The sequence below is a fragment of the Sorangium sp. So ce426 genome, assembly GCF_051475585.1.
Taxonomy (GTDB): domain Bacteria; phylum Myxococcota_A; class Polyangia; order Polyangiales; family Polyangiaceae; genus Sorangium; species Sorangium cellulosum_B.
On record NZ_CP150341.1, the window covers coordinates 491,251 to 510,027 of the forward strand.

Below are 18,777 nucleotides of genomic sequence, written 5' to 3' on the forward strand. Positions count from 1 at the left end.
GCGATCAGAAATCGGGGTGGCCGATGACGAGGAACTCGAGCGGCCCGGCGCCCGTGTTGCGCAGCCCGTGGTGTACGTTCGTCTCGACGTGCATCATCTGGCCGGGGCCGAGGGGCACCTCGCGATCGCCGACGATGCCGAGCGCCTGCCCGGCCAGGATGTAGATGGTCTCGGTGGTCTCCGTGTGGAGCTCGCGCGAGATCTCACAGCCGGGGCCCATCGTGCCCCTGTAGAAGCCGAAGGCGTTCCCGCGGTCTCTTCCCAGCAGCTGCGCCATGAAGACGCCTCGGTTGGGCAAATACTCCATCACGTCTTCGTCGGCTGCGGTCAGCACCACGGCCCCGTCGATCTGCTGCCTCATGGCGATCCTCCTCCTTCACGAGTGAAGCCGCTGGAAGATCGATTCGTTACAGAAGCGCACTGCGTCCTGTCAACGGCGCTCCGCGCGAACCGTGCGACGGCGGCCGTCGGCGTCGCGGCTTCCGTGCTTCTCTCCTTCTCTCCTTCCACGTTCCCGCTCTCTGCGTTTCCTGGCTTCAAAAAGGCAACACCACGCTCGCTGCGGCGCGGAGCTCGTAGCTGAACGACATCGTCTTCAACCCCTTCGGAGGGAGCTCGACGTGGCCACGGAGAAATCCGTCTTTTTCGTCCAGCATCCAGCCGGGGGCCTCGCCGAGCGCGACCTCGACCTCGGCCACCTCGCTGACAGGGATCCGCTCGGTGACCAGCACCCGCTTCACGTTGCTGGAGAGGTTGGACACGGACAGCTTCACACGCCGGCGGATCTTGCGGCTCCCCGTGATCGCGGCGGTGTCCTGCTCCTCGTCGACGGTGCGCCGCACGCGCACGGCGTCGTCCACGCCGAAGCCGAGCTCGAACGGCTCGCCGGCGCCCACGAAATCGAGCCGGGCGCGGCCGATGAGGCTGCCGCCCCGGGCGACGCGCACCGGGCCTGCCAGCAGCGGGCGCGGCCGTCCGCCGGCGCCGCCGCCGTCCAGCGTCACCGTGGCGCGCAGGTGGGCCGCGGGGTGGACCTCGGGGTACAGCACCAGCGCGAGCTCGGTGGGGAGCGAGCGCCGCGCGATCTCGATGCGCGTCGGGCGGCCGTCGGAGGGGAGGGTCACCGGCTCCGCCGCCTCGAAGATCAGCGGCTCGCCGCCGTCGTCCACCCCCGGCATCTCGTCGACGGCCCGCGCCCCGCGGTCGAGCCCGGCCGCGGCGATCGCCTGGTCGCGCGCCTCGACGATCACGCGGCGGCGCTCGATCTCCGTCTTGCGCCGCGCGCGGAGCACGTCGTCCTCGAGCAGCGGCGCCTCGGCGCTCCTCGACGGCCGCGCGGTCGAGAAGCGCGCGGCGACGTTCTCCCAGACCTCGCCCGTCGCCTGCCACGCGGCCGCCCAGGTGGTGAGCTCGATCGAGCCGCCAGGCCCCTGCGCCGCCGCGCCGCCCGCGCTCGTGACCGCGGCGCCGGCGGCGAGCCGCGCCAGGTGCTCGGGGCGCCAGATCGCGCACGCGACGCGGTACGTCAGCTCGATATCGACGGGCTGCGGCGCGGGGGCGTGCACCTCGACCTCGATCACCGCTTCGTAGCGCGGTTGCTCGACCGATCCCTCGCGCAGCCGCGCCGCGGCGCGCCGGGCGTCCTCCTCGGCGCGCGCCCGCGCCGCGCGCGCGTCCGCCGACGCGCCGAGCGCCTCGGCGAGCGCCGCGTGCAGCGCCTCGGCGCCGCCGCGCCACGAGGCGAGGCGCGCGGGCTCGCCGGCGTCCTTCGGGACCTCGCTCATCGCCCGCGCCCACTTCGCGAGCAGCTGGTCGAGGTGGGCCTCGCGCCGCGACGCCCGGTCCCGCGCGCGCTCCGCGGCGCCGGCCCGCAGCGACGCCTCGCGCTCCTCGCGCTCGAGCGCGTCGATCGCCTCGCGGCCGAGCGCCGCCTCCCTGTGCGCCCTCCACCGGACGCGCGCCGCCGTCACGCGCACCGCGTCCGCGCCCGCGCCCGCGATGCGCGCCTGCACGGTGCGCTCGTCGACGAACACCGAGACGCCGCCGATCGCGATCCACTGCGCCCCCGCCTGGACCTCGACGCGCGCGGCGCGCACGACCTCGGCGCGATCCTCGAACAGCGTCACCGCGCGCGCCACGCTCGGGTGCGGCGCGCGGGCGCCTTCGTGGTCGCCGCTCCCGTCGCTCCCTCCGCCCCCGCTGGCGCTCCGCCCAGCCCGGTCCGAACCGCTCGCATCCGTTGCCATGGTGCGCTCGTTTCCTTTGTTATTCTCGACGGTTACCGCCGACGATCTCGTTCTTGGACGAGAACACCACGCGGTAGGTGAAGGCGACGGAGGCCTTGCCGCCCGGCGCGATCGGGACGCGCCAGCGCAGCCCGCCGCGCACCGGCTCGCCGAGCTCCTCCTGGGTGTACGGCTCGGCCTTCGGCTGCGACGAGAGGAGCTTGATCTCGACGTCCTTGTCGTCCGTCACCGGGATGCGGTCGAGGACCTCGACCTCGACGCCCGTCCCGAGCGACGAGGAGAGGTCGATGACGACCGCGTGCTCGACGGCGAGCGAGCCGCCGAGCAGGCCGGCGCTCGACTCGTCCACGCGCGCGTTCCTGGCGACCCGGATCCGCTCCTCGACGCCGAGGCCGGCGCGGAGGAGGCCGCCCCGGTCCACGCGGCCGAGCGCGGACTGCGCCGCGAGGGCGCCGTCGACGAAGATGTCGACCGGCCCCGCGAGCAGCGGGGCGTCGAACGGGTTCTCGACGCGCGCCTCGCGGTAGACCTCGGCGGCCTCGCGGGGCGCGGTCACGAACCGGGGCGCGGCGGGGGCGCGCGCGGCGCCCAGCGCGACGCGGTGGAGCCTGCCGTTCGACGGCACGTCGGCGGCGCTCTCGCCGACGTAGAGGTGGTCGAACTGCCCGCGCGAGTCGCGCGGATCCACGGCCCGGGGCGGGGCGCCGAGGTCCGCGATGTCCTGCTCCGCCCGACGCGCGTCGCGCCGCGAGGGCCCGGGCTCGTCGCGCGCGAGCCGGCCGCGCTGTTTGCCCGCGCCGGGGAGGTGCAGCGCGTCGAAGTCGAGCCACTCCTCGACCTGCGCGGGCTCGAGCGCCGGGGCGGCCCCGGCGCCCTCCTGCGCCTGCTCGGGGGCGAGCCATTCCTCCTCGAGGCTGGCCGCGGCCTCGGCGCTCGCCGCGGAGCCCAGGGCGCTGCGGGGGACCGGGGGCGCGCTCGCCTGGGGAGCCGGCGGGGGCGGCGCCCCGTGGCCGCCGCCGAACGACGGGAGCGACAGCCCGCGCGACTTGCGCGCCGGCGCGGCGAGCGGCATCGGCGGGGCGAACGCCATCGGCGCGGCGGCCTGCACCGGGGGTGGCGGGGCGGCCGGGCCGGACGGCGCAGGCGCCGCCGGCCTCTTCATCGCCGCGAAGGGCTCCGGGCTGGCCCGGTTCCGCGTGGCCTCGTCGCCTTCCCGCGCGCGCGGGAACTTTCCAGGCGCCGCGGTGGTCGGCGCGGCCGGCTCGGGGAGGGCGGCGACGAAGCTGTCGAACCCCTCGAACATGGCGTCGAGCCCCTCCGGCGCGGGGCGGTAGCCGCGGCGCGGGGGGCGCTGCGCGCGGCTGAGCCGCAGCGAGGCGAGCTCCGGGAGCCGCGTGTCCTGCACGAGATCGGCGGTGGCGAGCGCGAGGCGCACGTCCTTCCAGTCCTCGCCGGAGGCCTGCGCGACGAGGGCGTCGAGCTGCAAGGCGACCTCGGTCGCGCCGCGCGAGAACCGCGCCGCGTAGGCGGGCCACCAGCGCGCGGCGGACACGGCGTACTCGAGCCGGAGCGCCGGCTCCCCGGCCGCGCCGCCGCGCTCCGGCGCGAGCCGCACGACGACGTCGAGGCGCGCCGGGTCGCGCTCCTCGACCTCGCCGCTCGTGGCCTGGGCGGCGTCGAGCTGGGCGGCCAGGAGATCCTTCCGGGCGCGCTCGAGCTCCGCGTCGAGCGCGGCGGCGCGGGCGTCGAGCGCGGCGAGCTCGTCCGAGAGCAGGCGGCTCACCGCGAGCGCGTCGCGGATGCGGGCCGCCGGGTCGCCCGGCCGGAAGCGCCGCGCGAGCTCCGGATCGAGCGAGACGGCGCCGAGCTGGTCGCGCCAGAGGCGGAGGTGGTCGCGCTCCGCCGACAGGCGCGCGATGGCGAGCTCGAGCTCGCGGAGCTCGGCGGAGAGCGCCGTCCTCGAGACGGGCGCCGGGGGCACGACGAGCCGCGCGCGCACGCCGATCACGTCGCGCACGTCGCGCGCGGGCCCGGAGGCCGCCGCGCCCGCCGGGGCGCCTGCGGCGGCGCCGCCCGCGGCGTCGATGAGCGCGCGGAAGCTCCCCGGCTCGGCGAGCGGCGTGATCCCCGGCACCGAGATCTCGACCGCCCCCCGGGGGAGCGGCGCCGCGAGCTCGACGCGGCGGGTGACGATCGCCCCGCGCGCGTACACGACGACCCCCTCGATACGGCTGGCGCACTCGATCTTCTCGGCCGTCATCGCTCGTCCCCTCGCCCGCGAACGCCCCGTGAGAGCGCGACGGTACCACGCCGCGCGTGGGCCCGGATAGCGGGCTATCTCCTCGTGTCGAGGAAGCCGAACCCGGGGAGCGCGTCGATGCCGTAGGCGCGCAGCGCGAGCTCGTCGAGCCTGTCGAAGTCGCGCCGCCGGAAGGAGCTCTGGAGATCGCTCATCAGCTCCTCCGTGACGCTCTCCGGCGGGGGCAGGCGGATCCGCCGCAGGTACTGGGCCTGGAAGCGCAGGTAGCCTCCGCGCATCTTGACCGCGTAGGACCACACGAAGAAGAGGGCGACCTTGGAGCCGAGCAGCCCGCCGAGGGCCTCCATGTCCCAGCCCTCCGAGGTGATGAAATAGAGATTGTGGTGCGGATAGAACCTGCCCTCGTCATAGACCACCTCGTTGGAGCCGGCGATGTCGGGGACGAGCAGCTTCGGGGCGGTGGTCAGCCCCGGAACCACGCGATCGATGGTGCGGAACCAGCCGGCGCCGCCCCGCCGCGCGATGTAGCGCCTCCTGATCTCGGCCTCGTGCGCGTGCAGGTACCCGGAGAGCCTGGGGTACTCCTCGAGATTGACCACCTTGCCGTCGGATCCGAAGGGATTGATGACGAACCGCCTGGCGTCGCGGATGCGGCCGTCCTCGATATCGTCTCGCATGACGAGCGGCACGAGGCGATCACGCTCGATATCCACCTCTTCGCCGACGATGTAGATCCTGTCGCTCCCGGTGGCGACGCCGATGCCGACGCGCGTCCCGCCGACCTCCTCGATCGGCGCGAACCGCGCCTCGAGCGCGCGCAGGGCCTCGAGGTGCTCTGGCGAGCCGAGCACCCACGGGTCGTCGCCCTCGAACCAGGAAGCGTACTCCGACACGGCGACGCCGGAGCCGCGCTCCGCCGCGCGTCCTTCCGCGCGTCCTTCCGCGCGTCCCTCCGCGTGTCCCTCCGCGTGTCGAAGAGCGGCGGAGGCGGCCTCGCACTCCTCCGGCGAGGCGGTGCGCAGCGTCGCGACAGGGACGCTCCCCGTCTTGCCGGGCGACACGGCGAATATCGACGGGTAGGCGACGACCTCGGACTCGAAGGGAGACGCGCCGCGCAGATCGACGTAGCACCGCACCCGGAACCACCTCGACAGCAGCCGGCGGAGCGGCGCGCCGTACCGGTTGAGGGTCCACCGGTCGGCGCAGATGAAGGAGAGGACGCCGCCGGGCGCGAGGAGCTCGAGGCCGCGCTCGATGAACGCCACGTAGAGATCGGCGCGGTCGTAGAGCGACCTGTACCGGTGTCGATACTCCTCCTGGAGCTCGGGCGAGAGCTGCTCGATCCTGACATAGGGCGGGTTGCCGACCACCGCGTCGAACCGGCGTCCCTGGCTGGTGAGCAGGAAGTCGCCGTGGGCGATCCAGGCCTCGGAGAGGCGCGTCGCGTCGCCGTGCGGCAGCCCGAGCCGCGCGAGGGCGCCGGCGACCGCGAGGCGCGCGCGGTCGACGTGGTCTCGCTCGACGTCGTACGAGCGGATCGCCGGCTCGATATCGAGGAGGTCGCGATCGTGGCGGCGCGCCGACTGGATCAGCCGCTCGGCGGCGGGGACCAGGAACGCGCCGTGGCCGCAGGCTGGCTCGAGCAGCGACAGCGACGCGAGATCCCGGTCCGCGGTGTAGCCCGCGAGATCGAGGATGAGATTCACGACGTGGGGTTTGGTCAGCACCACGCCGTGGGCCTCGCCCGACGAGCGCTCGCCGTAATCGTAGGCGCTCTGCGGGAGCATGACCGTCAGATCGAGGGCTGTCTGCATGGGCGCCGCGAGCATGGTAGCCGCGATCGGCGCGCGCGGGCGACGCTCCACGGCCGGGCTCGCCGCGCGGTCGCGGCGCGCTCGCGACGCTTGAGGCCGCGGCCGGCCGCCTCGCGCCGGGCCTCTTCCCCGCTCGCGTGCCGCCGTTGAGGCGCTTTCTGCGCCTGCTTCCGCGTCTGCGTCTGCGTCTGCTTCCGCTTCCGCGCTCGGGGCGAGGCGCGGATCGCGTTTCAGGAGGCGTCGCCATCGAATAGGGTAGAGTCGCCACATGGCCTTCCCCGTGTCTGTCCGTCCCGCCAATCGCATCGCGGCGAGCGTCGCCTGCGGAGGCGCCGTGCAACCGCCGGCCGCCGGCCCGGACGCTCGGTCGAGCGAGGGGGGCGCGTGATCCTCGGCATCGGCATCGACGTCTGCGGCATCGGACGCATGGAGGAGGCGCTCGCGCGGTGGGGGGAGCGGTTCTGGGAGCGGGTGCTGTCCGAGCCGGAGCGCCGCTCGCTCGCGCACCGCGTGGACCGGGCGACGGCGCTCGCGGGCCGCTTCGCCGCGAAGGAGGCCGTGGTGAAGGCGATGGCCGGCGCGCCCGGCGTCAGCTGGCACCACCTGGAGGTGCGCGGCGCGCCGCGCATGCCGCCGACGATGGCGCTCCACGGCCCGGCGCGCGCGCTCGCCGAGCGCATGGGCGTCCAGCGGGTCCACCTGTCGATCACGCATGATGCAGGCGTGGCGGCGGCGGTGGCTATCCTGGAAGGGGACGGCGAGAGCCGATCCCCGACCGTGGAGGACGAGGACGGCGAGAGCCGATCTCGGAGCGAAGAGGACGAGGACGGCGAGAGCCGATCCAGCCTGGACGAAGGGAAAGAGCGCTCGTGATTCCGGTCCTATCGCGCGCGCAGATGCGCGCCTTCGACAAACACGCGATCCACCAGTGCCACGTCCCCGGCGTCGTCCTCATGGAGAACGCCGGCCGCGGCGCCGCCGACGTGATCTCGGCGATCATCGAGGGGCGCAGCGCCGGGCAGCCCGGCGACGCCGCGCACCGCGCGCCGCACCCGCTCGCGTCCGGCCTCTCGCCCGCGCGGGCGTTCTGGCCGGCGACGTTGCCCTCCGGGGCGGGGCTCCGGGGCCGCCCCGGGAGCGTCCCGCCGCCGCCGAACGGCCGCCGCGCCGCCGAGGAGGCCCGCGCCGCGCGCATCCGATCGTTCCCGGTCCGGCACGTCCCGAGCCCGGGGCAGCCCGCGACGTACCCCCTCCACGCCCGCGTCGTCGTCGTCTGCGGGGCCGGCAACAACGGCGGCGACGGCTTCGTCGTGGCGCGCCACCTCCTCGCCCGCGGCGCGGAGGTCCAGGTCTTCCTGGCCGCCCGGTCCGAGAAGGTCACCGGCGACAGCCGCATCAACCACGACGCGTACGTGGATCTCGGCGGCGCGCTGACCGAGCTCCCCCCGGGCGCGTCCCTCGCCCCGCTCGAGGTCGCGCTCGCGGAGGCCGACCTCCTCGTCGACGCGATCTTCGGCACGGGCCTCGACCGCCCCATCGAGGGCCACCTCGCCGACGTCATCGGCGTCCTCAACACGGCGACCTGCCTCTGCATCGCGCTCGACGTGCCCTCGGGCCTCGACGCCGACAGCGGCGCGCCGCTCGGCGCCGCGGTGCAGGCCGACGAGACGGTCACCTTCGGCCACCTCAAGATCGGCCTGCTCACGCCCGAGGGCGCGCGGCTCGCGGGCAACGTGCACGTCGTCGATCTCGGGGTCCCGGACCGGCCGATCCTCGCCCAGGTGGGCCACGTCGCGGAGGTCCTCCGCAAGGAGACGATCGGCTCGTCGCTGCGCCCGCGCGAGGCGAGCGTCTACAAGCACCAGGCGGGCAACGTGCTCGTCATCGCCGGCTCGCCGGGCAAGCTCGGCGCCGCGCTGCTGACCGCGCGCGCGGCGATGCGGACGGGCGCGGGCCTCGTGACGATCTGCACCTGGGCCGACACCGCGCGCGCGATGGAGTCGCGCGTCGTGGAGCTGATGACGACCTCGATCGATCCGGCCCGCATCGCGGCGTCGCTCGACGGCGCGCTCGCCGGGCGGCGGGCGGTCGCCATCGGCCCGGGCCTCGGCCTCGACGAGCGGGCGCGGGCCGCGGTGGATCACGTCGTGCTCGGCTGGGACGGCCTGAAGGTCGTCGACGCGGACGCCCTGACGCACTTCGTGGGTCGCCCGGAGGCGCTCGCGACCGCGCGCGGGAGCCTCATCATGACGCCGCACTCCGGCGAGCTCGGGCGGCTCCTCGGCCGGAGCGCGCGGGCCGTCGAGGAGGACCGCTTCGGCGCCGTGCGCGAGGCCGTGGCGCTCACCCGGGCGATCGTCGTGCTCAAGGGGGCGCGCACGATCATCGCGCTCCCGGACGGCCGCATGTTCATCTGCATGGCGGGCAACCCCGCGCTCGCCACCGCCGGCTCGGGCGACGTCCTGACCGGGATGATCGCGGCCCTCCTGTGCTCGATGGATCCCACCGCCGCGGCGAGCGCCGGGGTGCTGATCCACGCGCTCGCCGGTGATGTGTGGCGCGCGCAGACGGGCAGCGATCGGGGGTTGCTGGCGGGCGAGATCGCCGAGCTGGTCCCGGGCCTGATCGCCGCGCTGGCCGCCGGGAGCGACCCGCTCTCGACGTGACGCGAGCGCCTGCTCCGCCCGACGCCCCGCCCGGCGCCCGCTCGGCTGGACGCCTCGCCCGGCGCTCGCGCGGGTGGGGCCGCCGGGCCGGGCGCGCCGCGGGGTGGCTCGCCACCCTGGCGCGCCCGCTCTCCCTGCTGTCGATTTGACACGCGCCCGCGTGTCTCCGCCCGCGCCATTCAGCGTGTTTCGCGGCCTTCGCGAGGTCCGCGCGGTGGCACCTGCCTTGCCAGTGCCGGTGACGCAGGAGGTCCCGCCATGCTCGTCCACGCCGCACATGCCCCCACCCGGTCCTCGAACCCAGCGCCGCCGCCCGGCGCGACGCGCGCGCTCGGGCGCGGGCCGTCCTTCGGTGTGGCGCGCGCGGCGCGGACGGCGCCGGGAGAGGGCTCGCGGGGAGCGGTCGACGAGCTGCTCCGGGGCCTTGTCGAAATGACACCGGAGCTCTTCGGCCGCGCGCTGCGGCTCTCCCGGACGCCCGCGACGGCCGAGGACCTCGTGCAGGACACGGTGGAGCGCGCGCTCCGGTTCGCGGGGAGCTACGAGCCCGGGACCAACCTGCGGGCGTGGGTGCACCAGATCCTCTTCAGCGTCTTCATCACCCGCTGCCGGCGCAGCCGTCGCGAGCGCAACGCCCTCGACGTGCTCGCGACCGACCCGTGCGCGTGGACGGCGCCGGAGCGCTGCGCCGACATGCACGCGCTCTCGCCCGGCGTGCGGCGCGCGCTCGCGACGCTCCCGCCGACCTTCCGTGACACCCTGGTGCTCGTGGACCTCGAGGAGATGTCTTACAAGGACGCAGCGACGCGGCTGGGCGTCCCGGTCGGCACCGTCATGAGCCGCCTGCACCGCGGCCGGAAGCTGCTCGCCGAGGTGCTGCGCGGCGAAGCGCCGGACGGCAAGGCCGAGGCGAGCAGCGACGTGAAGGCCGCGGCGGCATGAGCGATCGCGGCGCCGCGCCCGCGCGCTGCGCCTGCTTGCCGCGGTGATCCGCGCCCCCTACCATCGTCGTGCCACCGAGGAAGCGTTCCTCGCCAGGAGGCACCATGGCAACGACCGCGAGAGAGCCTCACGTCGTGATCGTCGGCGGAGGGTTCGGCGGCCTGAACGCGGCAAAGGCGCTCCGCGACGCGCCCGTCCGGGTCACCCTCGTCGACAGGACCAATCACCACCTGTTCCAGCCGCTGCTCTATCAGGTGGCGACGGCCAGCCTCTCGCCGGCCGACATCGCGGTCCCGATCCGATCTGTCCTGTCGCGCCAGCGCAACGTCCGGGTCCTGCTCGGCGAGGTGACGGGCGTGGACCTCGCCGGGCGGCGCGTCACCGTCGACGGCGACCCGCTCGACTACGACTTCCTGATCCTCGCGGTCGGCGCGACGAACAACTACTTTGGCCACGAGGAGTGGGCCCGGTTCGCGCCTGCGCTCAAGAACCTCGACGAGGCGCTCACCATCCGCGAGCGCATGCTGCTCGCCTTCGAGGCCGCCGAGCGCGAGGAGGACCCCGCGGCGCGGCGGCGGCTGCTCACGTTCGTCGTCATCGGCGGCGGCGCCACGGGCGTCGAGATGGCCGGCGCCTTCGCCGAGCTCGCGCGGTACATCCTCGCGCGCGACTTCCGCTCCCTCGACCCTTCGCTCTCGCGGGTGCTGCTCGTCGAGATCGGCGCCCGCATCCTCCAGGCCTTCCCGGAGGGCCTCTCGGCGAGCGCCGAGGAGCAGCTCACGTCCCTCGGGGTCGAGGTCATCAAGGGGCGCCGCTTCCGCAGCATCGACGAGTACGGCGTGCAGTTCGAGGACGGCGAGCGCCTCCCCGCCGCGACCGTCATCTGGGCCGCGGGGGTCCGCGGCACCCCGCTCGCGCGCGCGCTCGGCGTCGAGCTCGATCGCGTCGGCCGCGTGAAGGTCGGGCCGGACTGCTCCCTCCCCGGGCACCCGAACGTCTTCGCGATCGGCGACATGGCCACGCTCCGCGACCGCAACGGCGTCGACGTGCCCGGCCTCAGCCCGGCCGCGATCCAGGAGGGGCGCTTCGTCGCGCGCTGCATCCTCGATGATCTCGAGGGCCGCCCGCGCGGGCAGTTCGCCTACCTCGACAAGGGGACGATGGCGACCATCGGCCGCTCGCGCGCCATCGCGAAGGTCGGGCGCCTGCAGATGTCGGGCACGCTCGCGTGGCTCGCCTGGCTGGCCGTCCACGTGCTGTTCCTTATCGGCTTCAGGAACCGCTTCACCGTCATCTTCGCGTGGATGTGGCAGTACATCACCTTCAAGCGCGGCGCCCGCCTCATCACCGGCCATACCTCGCCGGTGCTCCTGGCGGCGCCCGTGCCTTCGGTGCGTCGCCCGTCGCCCGCGAGCCCGGTCGCGGAGGCGGTCTCCGGCGGCCCCTGAGCGCGCCCTTCCCCCCGCTCGCTTGACGCGCGCCCTCCACCATGGCGGATACGCGTCCAGTGAAGGCACGCAGAGCCCAGACCCCCGCGCGATCGGCGGCCGCCGAGCCGCCGTCCCCACCCCCGCCCCCGGCGAGCGAGCCTGGCGGGGACGACCCGGCGTTCGACGACGCGTCGGATCTCACGCCGGTCGTCGCCTCCAACCTGAAGCGGTTCCGGGCCGAGCGGGGCCTGTCGCTCGAGCGCCTGGCGAAGGCGTCCGGGGTGAGCCGGGCGATGCTGGGGCAGATCGAGCTGGGCCAGAGCACGCCGACCATCAACGTCCTCTGGAAGATCGCGCGCGCCCTCGGGGTCCCCTTCTCGGCGCTGATGAGCCAGGCGACCTCGCCCGTCACGACCGTCATGCAGGCCTCGCACGCGCGCATCCTGCGGTCTCGCAACGGCGACTTCTCTTCCCGGGCGCTCTTCCCGATGGACCGGCCGCGCAACGTGGAGTTCTACGAGCTCCGCCTCGCGCCGCGCTCGGTCGAGCACGCCGACGCGCACGCCCCGGGCACCGCGGAGAACCTGATCGTCACCGAGGGCTCGGTGGAGATCACCGTGGCCGGCGAGCGGCGCCTGCTCGAGACCGGCGACGCCATCCTGTTCGAGGCCGACAGCCCGCACAGCTACCGCAACCCGGGCAGCGCCGAGGCCGTCATGTACCTCGTCATGACCTACGGTTCGCGCGGGTAGCCCCGCCCCATTTCCGGTCCTCGCCAGCCTCGTGTCCCTCCGGTATCCAAGACATGTCCTCCGTTATTTTGGCAGATCTCCCTTGCGCCCTCTGCTTTAGCGTGAGATATGTCCGTTATAGCGGCGGCCACCCGCTGCTAGACGCAAGGAGGCGGAGCGATGCGGATCACCTGGATTGGTGGGTTGGATCGCAACCAGGCTCAGCTGGAGCGGATGGCGCTGCAGGCGGGGCACCATCTGGAGTTTCACACGGGCAACACGGGCGGCCGCGGGGCGGCGGAGCTGCGGGCGGCCATCGAGCGGGCCGATCTCGTGATCGTGCTGACCGACGTGAACAGCCACGGCGGCGTGCTCCTCGCCAAGAAGCTCTGCCAGAAGCTCGGCCGCGCGGCGTTCATGGCCCGGCGCATCGGCGCCTCGCGCTTCCAGCAGCTGCTCGACGCGCTCGCGCAGCGGGAAGCGCGTTATCTCGCGACTGGCTAAGGGAGTAGGAACGATCGATGCGACGCTTGATGACGATGCTTTGTTGTGTGCTGGCGCTGGCGCTCTCGGCGTGCTCGAAGGGCGACGCGGCCGGCGCCTCGAAGTCGGGGTCGGTGCAGATACTGAACGTCTCGTACGACCCCACGCGCGAGCTCTATGAAGAGGTGAACGCCGCCTTCGCGAAGCGCTGGAAGGAGCAGAGCGGACAGGACGTCACCGTCAAGCAATCGCACGGCGGCTCGGGCAAGCAGGCCCGGTCGGTGATCGACGGGCTCGAGGCGGACGTGGTCACGCTCGCGCTCGCCTACGACGTCGATGCGGTCGTGTCCGCCGGGCTGATCAAGGAGGGATGGCAGGCGCGCCTCAAGGACAACAGCGCTCCTTACACGTCGACCATCGTCTTCCTGGTGCGCAAGGGCAACCCCAAGGGCATCAAGGACTGGGACGATCTCGTGAAGGAGGGCGTGGCGGTCATCACCCCGAACCCGAAGACCTCCGGCGGGGCGCGGTGGAACTACCTCGCTGCGTGGGGGTACGAGCTGAAGCGAGCGGGCGGCGACGAGGCGAAGGCGAAGGATTTCGTCGGCCGCCTCTTCAAGAACGTGCCCGTCCTCGACACGGGGGCGCGCGGCTCGACCACGACGTTCGTCGAGCGTGGGCTCGGCGACGTGCTGATCGCCTGGGAGAACGAGGCGCTGCTCGCGGTGAAGCAGAGCGGTAAGGACAAATTCGAGGTGATCGTGCCGTCGATCAGCATCCTCGCCGAGCCGCCTGTCGCGGTGGTCGACAAGGTGGTCGACAGGCGCGGGACGAGGGCGGCGGCGGAGGCGTACCTCGCCTTCCTCTCCACGGAGGACGGCCAGCGCATCGCGGTGAAGCACTTCTACCGCCCGCGCAACCCGGCGATCCTCGCGGCGGCCGAGTCGGAGGGTGTCTTCCAGAAGGTCGCGCTCTTCTCGATTGACGAGGTGTTCGGGGGGTGGCAAAAAGCCCAGAAGGCGCACTTCTCCGACGGCGGCGTCTTCGACCAGATCTACCAGGCCGGTAAGTAAGTAGACTTCGTGGCTCTCCTCTGGCGGCGACAGAGCGTTCTGCCCGGCTTCGGGCTGGCGATGGGGATTACGGTAACGTACCTGTCGCTGCTGGTGCTCGTCCCGCTGTCGATGATCTTCCTCAAGACGGCGACGCTCCAGCCCGCCGAGATCTGGGCGGTGGTGACCTCGCCGCGCGCCATCGCCTCGTTGAAGATGAGCTTTGCCGCGTCGCTCATCGCGGCGGGCATCAACGCGGTCTTCGGCGTCCTCGTGGCGTGGGTGCTCGTCCGTTACAGCTTCCCGGGCAAGTCGATCGTCGACGCGCTCGTCGACCTGCCCTTCGCGCTCCCGACGGCGGTCGGCGGCATCGCGCTCACGGCCATCTATGCGCAGCAGGGGTGGGTCGGTCGGTTCCTGTACCCGCTCGGGATCCAGAGCGCGTTCAGCCGCCTGGGCGTCGTCATCGCGCTCACCTTCGTGGGGCTCCCGTTCGTCGTGCGGACCGTCCAGCCGGTGATGGAGGAGCTCGAGGTCGACCAGGAAGAGGCGGCGGCGTCGCTCGGCGCGGGCCGCTTCGAGATCTTCCGTCGCATCCTCCTGCCCGCGCTCTGGCCATCGATCCTCACCGGGTTCGCGATGTCGTTCGCGAGGGCGTTCGGCGAGTACGGGTCGGTCGTGTTCATCTCCGGGAACATGCCCCTCAAGACGGAGATCACGCCGCTCGTCATCATGACCAAGCTCGAGCAGTACGACTACGCGGGCGCGACGGCGCTCGCGATGGTGATGCTTCTCTGCTCCTTCGTGCTCCTCTTCCTGATCAACCGACTCCAGTCCTGGAGCGGCGCGCGCGTGTCGTCGCGGAGCCCTGTCGAGGCGCCTAAGCCCGCGTCCGATCGGCCCGCGGGGGCCACGCCCGGGGTCGCGTCGTAGTGGCTGGCGCGGCCGGCAAGCTGCGGGTCAGGTCGCGCGGGGCGGTGCGCGGCGCGACGTCCGAGCCCCCGCTGGTGCGTTGGGCGCTCACGGCGGCGGCGCTCGCGTTCCTCGGGTTCTTCCTCTTCCTGCCGGTCGTGGCGGTGTTCATCGAGGCATTGAAGGACGGCCTCGGGGGGTACTGGCGGGCGATCACCGCGCCGGACGCCATCGCCGCCATCGAGCTGACGCTCACGACAGCGGTCATCGCCGTGCCGCTCAACCTCGTCTTCGGCGTGGCCGCGGCCTGGGCGATCGCGCGCTTCGAGTTCACGGGAAAGAGCCTGCTCGTCACGCTCATCGATCTGCCGTTCGCGGTCTCGCCGGTGATCTCCGGCATGATCTTCGTCCTGCTCTTCGGGGCGCAAGGGGTGTTCGGCCCCTGGCTCATCGAGCACGACCTCCGGGTCATCTTCGACCGTCCGGGGATCATCCTCGCGACGACGTTCGTGACGTTCCCGTTCGTCGCGCGCGAGCTCATCCCTTTCCTGGAGAGCCAGGGGGCCGACGAGGAGCACGCGGCGCTGTCGCTCGGCGCGAGCGGGTGGAGCATGTTCTTCCGCATCACCCTCCCCAACGCGAAGTGGGGCCTGCTCTACGGCGTGGTGCTCTGCAACGCGCGGGCGATGGGCGAGTTCGGCGCGGTGTCGGTCGTCTCGGGGCACATCCGGGGGCAGACCAACACCATGCCGCTGCACGTCGAGGTGCTCTACAACGAGTTCCACTTCTCGGCGGCGTTCGCGGTCGCCTCGTTGCTCGTCCTGCTCGCGCTCCTGACGCTCGTGGCGAAGCGCCTTATCGAGTCCCGGGCGGAGCGAGACGCCGCTCCGGCGATCGACCCGGCGGCGAAGGCCGGCGCGGGGTGACGCGCGCGCTCGCGGGGTGACGCGCGCGCGGGACGGAGTGTGCGACGGAGAAGGCCGCTGGAGGACTCGGTACGAGCGGCACGAGAGGGAGCGCCGGGGACACGGCGCTTCCCTGGAATCGCCGTTGCGCGGGAGGACGGATGGCGCGCGGAGAACAGCAGATCTCGACGCTTCGACGCGGGTGAGCGCCGCGGGAGGGGCGCTGTCGGGTCGCGCCCAACTTGCGATTGGCCCCAGGCGCTCCAGGTTCGAGGGAGGGGTCACCATGCGGTTCTTCGAAGCGGTTGGGCGTGTGATCGGGGGAGCGCTGTCTCCCATCGCCGTGGGGGGCAGCTTCATCCGGAGAGCGAGGCTGTTCCATCCCGACGGCGTGGTCTACTGCGCGGGGGTGAAGGCGCTCGCGGTGGAGGGCGAGGTCGGCGCGCTGGCGCAGCGGCTGGCGGGGCCGGCGCTCGTGCGGCTCTCGGGCGCGATGTGGCGGTGGCGTGGCGGCAAGGGCGAGCGCCGTCCGGACGTGCTGGGGGTCGCGGTGCGCTTCCGGACCAGCGAAGAGGTGACGCCGGCCGCGAGCACCGGCGATCAGGACCTCATTTTCGTGAGCGCGCGCCGACTCTTGCTGCTCCCGTTCGCCCTGTTCACGACGAAGAGGCACGACTTCCTGGACAACGACTACTACGCGCTGGCGCGGTTCGACGTGGCCGGCTTCGGTCGCGCGGAGTTCCGCCTGGTGCCGCTGCGCGCGGCGGTGGTGAAAGGCAACCGCGTGGAGAAGCTGGAGCGCGCCGCTGCGGCGGGGCTCGCGCTGCTGCGCCTCGAGGTGAGGCGAGGGGGCTCGCGCGCGCGGTGGATGGCAGTGGCCGATATGGAGCTGTACGAGCCGGTGGACATCGACCAGCGCGCCCTCCGCTTCAACCCGTTCCAGACGGGGAAGGGGATCGTGCCGCGCGGGCTGCTCCAGGCGACGCGGCGGGCGGTCTACACGGCCAGCTACATCGGGCGAGCCCTTGGGGGGCGGGAGAGGGTGCCGCGCGCGGGAAGGGCACGGCGCAGCGGGCGCGAACAGTAAGCAGCGCGGGTGTTCTGGAGGGCTGCGGCGGGGACGCGCCGGAGCCCCCCTCCGCCGGCTCCGGGATCGGGACGGAGGGAGCTGGAAGCCGGAACGACGCCAGAACGACGCCAGAACGACGCCAGAACGACGACAGAACGACGACAGAACGACGACAGAACGAGCGCGGCGGAGCGCGCGGCTGAAGCGGCTGATGGGGCGGCTCGGCCGCGTAAATGTAGACGGCGGTCTCAAAGGCGTTGACAGCCGGGCAGAGATGAGGCATGACCTCCCGCCGCTTCGAACAGTCGGTGAGGTAGCCAAGTGGTTAGGCAACGGTTTGCAAAACCGTTATACGCGGGTTCGAATCCCGTCCTCACCTCCGCAACGACGACAGTCCGGCCTGTGTGATGCCCAGGCGTCGACCTGGATGCCGCTGCCGCAAGAGGCGGGCGCGGAGCGCCGGTGCGGCTGCCTGGCGGTCGCCAGCGCGACGGTGTCGCCGAGGTGAGCCGGAGCGATACGGCCGTCGCCGCGGCGCTGGCGCCCTCGCCTCAGCGAGGATCGAACCAGGTATAGCCGTAGTCGAAGCAGAGCTCCTCGCCCGCCTGGATGTCGCGGAGCGCGATGGCAGCCATCGAGTCCGGCACCGGACCGTCATCCATCTCGACGTTGGGTGTCGTCGAGTGGTTGTAGAGCGCGAGCAACCCCCACGCATACGCCTTCTCCCGCCCGGGATCCTCTCCCCACGTGAACACGTGATGGAGCGCCTGGCAGCCGCGGTGCTCCTCGGTCTTCAGATCCGAGGCCGGGAAGCAGCTGACAGCGGCCCACTCGACGACGGCGCCCTTCGGCAGGAACCGGCGAGCGAAGACGCCCCGGCCCTTCCCGGGGATGCGGCGCCACACGACGTTCGGATGGAACTGGTTCTCGGCGATGAGGGCGTCGATTTCCTGGTCGATCATGGCGGGGCGCCGCCGACGCTATCACGCCCCACCATCGTGGGACATCGCCACGCCCATCAGGGGGCGCTGCTCCACCTGCCGTCGGGACATCACGCTCGACCGCAGCGGTGAGGCGCGTGGGTGTTCCGCGAGCGCGGCGGTGGTCGAGTGCCTATCGGCAGCGCGGCCCATCACGATCGAAGGGCCCGGCCGCTGGCTCCAGGACAGCGTGCCTCGCATGACGTTCGTCGCGATCGGCCGGTGCCGGACCGGGCCGCGATCGAGCAGGGGATCCTGGACCTCTTCAAGATGCAGTGATCGTCGCGAGGCGACCCGGCTCCTTCGGCGCCCCGCGCCGCGGCCTCCAGCTCGGGCTGGCCGGGCCCGCGGCGCCCTGGTGATCCCCGCGGCGCGACGCCGGCCCCACGCGGCGCCGGCGCGCGCTATGTTCCGGCCCGCCCGCATGAAGTGGTCGCCCATCCTCGCCGCCCTGCTCCTGCTCGCGGCCGCGTGCAAGAGGCCCGACCCCGCCGAGGAGGCGGTCGCGCTCTCGCCGCAGGCCGCGAAGGGCAAGGCCATGTTCTCCACCCTCTGCGCGGCGTGCCACGCCCCCAGCGCCAAGCTGGTCGGCCCTCCGCTCAGCGAGATCGCAGGGCTTTACAGGACCGATCCCGCGGGCATCGTCCGCTGGGCCGTGACCCCGGGGCGAAAGCGCACCGACGTCCCCCCGATGCCCAGCTTCCGCGGCGTCCGGGAGTCGGATCTCGCCGACATCGCGCAGTACATCATCGAGGCCGGCACCGCGGCCGGAAAGCAAGGTCCATGATCTATTCGTTCGTCCTCGTCGCGCACTCGTGGCTGCGCTGGGTCGTCCTGCTGCTCGGGCTCCTGGCGCTCGCGCGGTCGGTCCGCGGCTGGGCCCAGCGGGGGCCGTGGACGGCGGCGGATCGCAAGGTCGGCGCGGCGTTCGTCGGCTCGCTCAACGCCCAGTTCGTCCTCGGCGTCCTGCTCTACACCGCGCTCAGCCCGCTCAGGCCCACGTCGCTGGCCGCGCTGAAGGCCGCCATGCCCATCGCGGCGCTGCGCTTCTTCGTCGTCGAGCACATCGTCGCCATGCTCGTGGCGGTGGCGGTCGCCCACGTCGCCTGGGCCCGGGCGAAGCGAGCCCCGGACCCCACCGCGCAGCACCGGCGCCTGGCGATCGGCGTCCTCATCACGCTGCTCGTCATCCTCGCCGTCATCCCGTGGCCCTTCATGACGTACGGCCGCCCGCTCTTCCGGCTGCCCTGAGAGGCCGTCCGCCGTCGCCCGCGCATCCCCGGAGCA

17 protein-coding genes and 1 tRNA gene are annotated in these 18,777 nt (G+C 73.1%); 13 read left to right on the forward strand and 5 right to left on the reverse strand.

The features are described from left to right. Nucleotides 1-4: 4 nt before the first annotated feature. The 4 genes from WMF44_RS01855 to WMF44_RS01870 form a co-directional block, all read right to left on the reverse strand. The gene (locus tag WMF44_RS01855; RefSeq protein ID WP_012232951.1) at nt 5-361 is read right to left on the reverse strand and encodes a cupin domain-containing protein; all 357 of its coding nucleotides are present in this window, start codon (nt 359-361) and stop codon (nt 5-7) included. Nucleotides 362-536: 175 nt separating this feature from the next. After that, nucleotides 537-2,246, reverse strand: coding sequence for a DUF4139 domain-containing protein (locus tag WMF44_RS01860; protein WP_437297405.1), 1,710 nt, complete (start codon nt 2,244-2,246; stop codon nt 537-539). A gap of 19 nt (nt 2,247-2,265) precedes the next feature. Further along, nucleotides 2,266-4,506: a DUF4139 domain-containing protein gene (locus WMF44_RS01865; protein WP_437297406.1), complete on the reverse strand. Its 2,241-nt coding sequence runs from the start codon at nt 4,504-4,506 to the stop codon at nt 2,266-2,268. Nucleotides 4,507-4,580: 74 nt separating this feature from the next. Then, on the reverse strand, nt 4,581-6,320 hold the full coding sequence (locus tag WMF44_RS01870) for an Eco57I restriction-modification methylase domain-containing protein (protein ID WP_437297407.1): 1,740 nt from the start codon (nt 6,318-6,320) through the stop codon (nt 4,581-4,583). A gap of 384 nt (nt 6,321-6,704) precedes the next feature. On the opposite strand from WMF44_RS01870, the gene acpS reads away from it, so the two are divergent. From acpS to WMF44_RS01925, 11 genes are all read left to right on the forward strand, one after another. Further along, complete coding sequence (gene acpS, locus WMF44_RS01875; RefSeq protein ID WP_437297408.1) at nt 6,705-7,193, forward strand: holo-ACP synthase; 489 nt, start codon at nt 6,705-6,707, stop codon at nt 7,191-7,193. Next, nucleotides 7,190-8,986 carry an NAD(P)H-hydrate dehydratase gene (locus WMF44_RS01880; protein ID WP_437297409.1) on the forward strand — a complete coding sequence of 599 codons (1,797 nt, stop codon included), beginning with the start codon at nt 7,190-7,192 and terminating at the stop codon, nt 8,984-8,986. The genes acpS and WMF44_RS01880 overlap by 4 nt, the downstream gene beginning before the upstream one ends. 258 nt (nt 8,987-9,244) lie before the next feature. Beyond that, complete coding sequence (locus WMF44_RS01885; protein WP_437297410.1) at nt 9,245-9,928, forward strand: RNA polymerase sigma factor; 684 nt, start codon at nt 9,245-9,247, stop codon at nt 9,926-9,928. 104 nt (nt 9,929-10,032) lie between these two features. Then, nucleotides 10,033-11,376 (forward strand): NAD(P)/FAD-dependent oxidoreductase, encoded by a 1,344-nt coding sequence (locus tag WMF44_RS01890; RefSeq protein ID WP_437297411.1) that lies wholly within the window; start codon nt 10,033-10,035, stop codon nt 11,374-11,376. Nucleotides 11,377-11,435: 59 nt separating this feature from the next. Continuing rightward, a complete protein-coding gene (locus tag WMF44_RS01895) occupies nt 11,436-12,110 on the forward strand; it encodes a helix-turn-helix domain-containing protein (protein WP_437297412.1) in 675 nt (224 codons plus the stop codon). 159 nt (nt 12,111-12,269) lie between these two features. Beyond that, the gene (locus WMF44_RS01900; protein ID WP_437297413.1) at nt 12,270-12,593 is read left to right on the forward strand and encodes a DUF2325 domain-containing protein; all 324 of its coding nucleotides are present in this window, start codon (nt 12,270-12,272) and stop codon (nt 12,591-12,593) included. A 17-nt stretch (nt 12,594-12,610) separates the two neighbouring features. Next, nucleotides 12,611-13,645 carry a sulfate ABC transporter substrate-binding protein gene (locus tag WMF44_RS01905; protein ID WP_437297414.1) on the forward strand — a complete coding sequence of 345 codons (1,035 nt, stop codon included), beginning with the start codon at nt 12,611-12,613 and terminating at the stop codon, nt 13,643-13,645. A 9-nt stretch (nt 13,646-13,654) separates the two neighbouring features. Then, complete coding sequence (gene cysT, locus WMF44_RS01910) at nt 13,655-14,557, forward strand: sulfate ABC transporter permease subunit CysT (protein ID WP_437297415.1); 903 nt, start codon at nt 13,655-13,657, stop codon at nt 14,555-14,557. Then, nucleotides 14,557-15,462, forward strand: coding sequence for a sulfate ABC transporter permease subunit CysW (gene cysW / locus WMF44_RS01915; RefSeq protein ID WP_437297416.1), 906 nt, complete (start codon nt 14,557-14,559; stop codon nt 15,460-15,462). Before cysT ends, cysW begins: the two co-directional genes overlap by 1 nt. A 265-nt stretch (nt 15,463-15,727) precedes the next feature. Next, nucleotides 15,728-16,528, forward strand: a complete 801-nt coding sequence (locus tag WMF44_RS01920) for a hypothetical protein (RefSeq protein WP_437297417.1) — start codon at nt 15,728-15,730, stop codon at nt 16,526-16,528. 289 nt (nt 16,529-16,817) lie between these two features. Further along, nucleotides 16,818-16,889, forward strand: a tRNA-Cys gene (locus tag WMF44_RS01925). Between the two features lie 172 nt (nt 16,890-17,061). On the opposite strand, the gene WMF44_RS01930 is transcribed toward WMF44_RS01925, so the two are convergent. Next, a complete protein-coding gene (locus WMF44_RS01930) occupies nt 17,062-17,472 on the reverse strand; it encodes an SET domain-containing protein (RefSeq protein WP_437297418.1) in 411 nt (136 codons plus the stop codon). Between the two features lie 442 nt (nt 17,473-17,914). On the opposite strand from WMF44_RS01930, the gene WMF44_RS01935 reads away from it, so the two are divergent. Then, nucleotides 17,915-18,277: a c-type cytochrome gene (locus WMF44_RS01935; protein ID WP_437297419.1), complete on the forward strand. Its 363-nt coding sequence runs from the start codon at nt 17,915-17,917 to the stop codon at nt 18,275-18,277. Then, complete coding sequence (locus WMF44_RS01940; protein ID WP_437297420.1) at nt 18,274-18,741, forward strand: hypothetical protein; 468 nt, start codon at nt 18,274-18,276, stop codon at nt 18,739-18,741. The genes WMF44_RS01935 and WMF44_RS01940 overlap by 4 nt, the downstream gene beginning before the upstream one ends. Nucleotides 18,742-18,777: the final 36 nt, after the last annotated feature.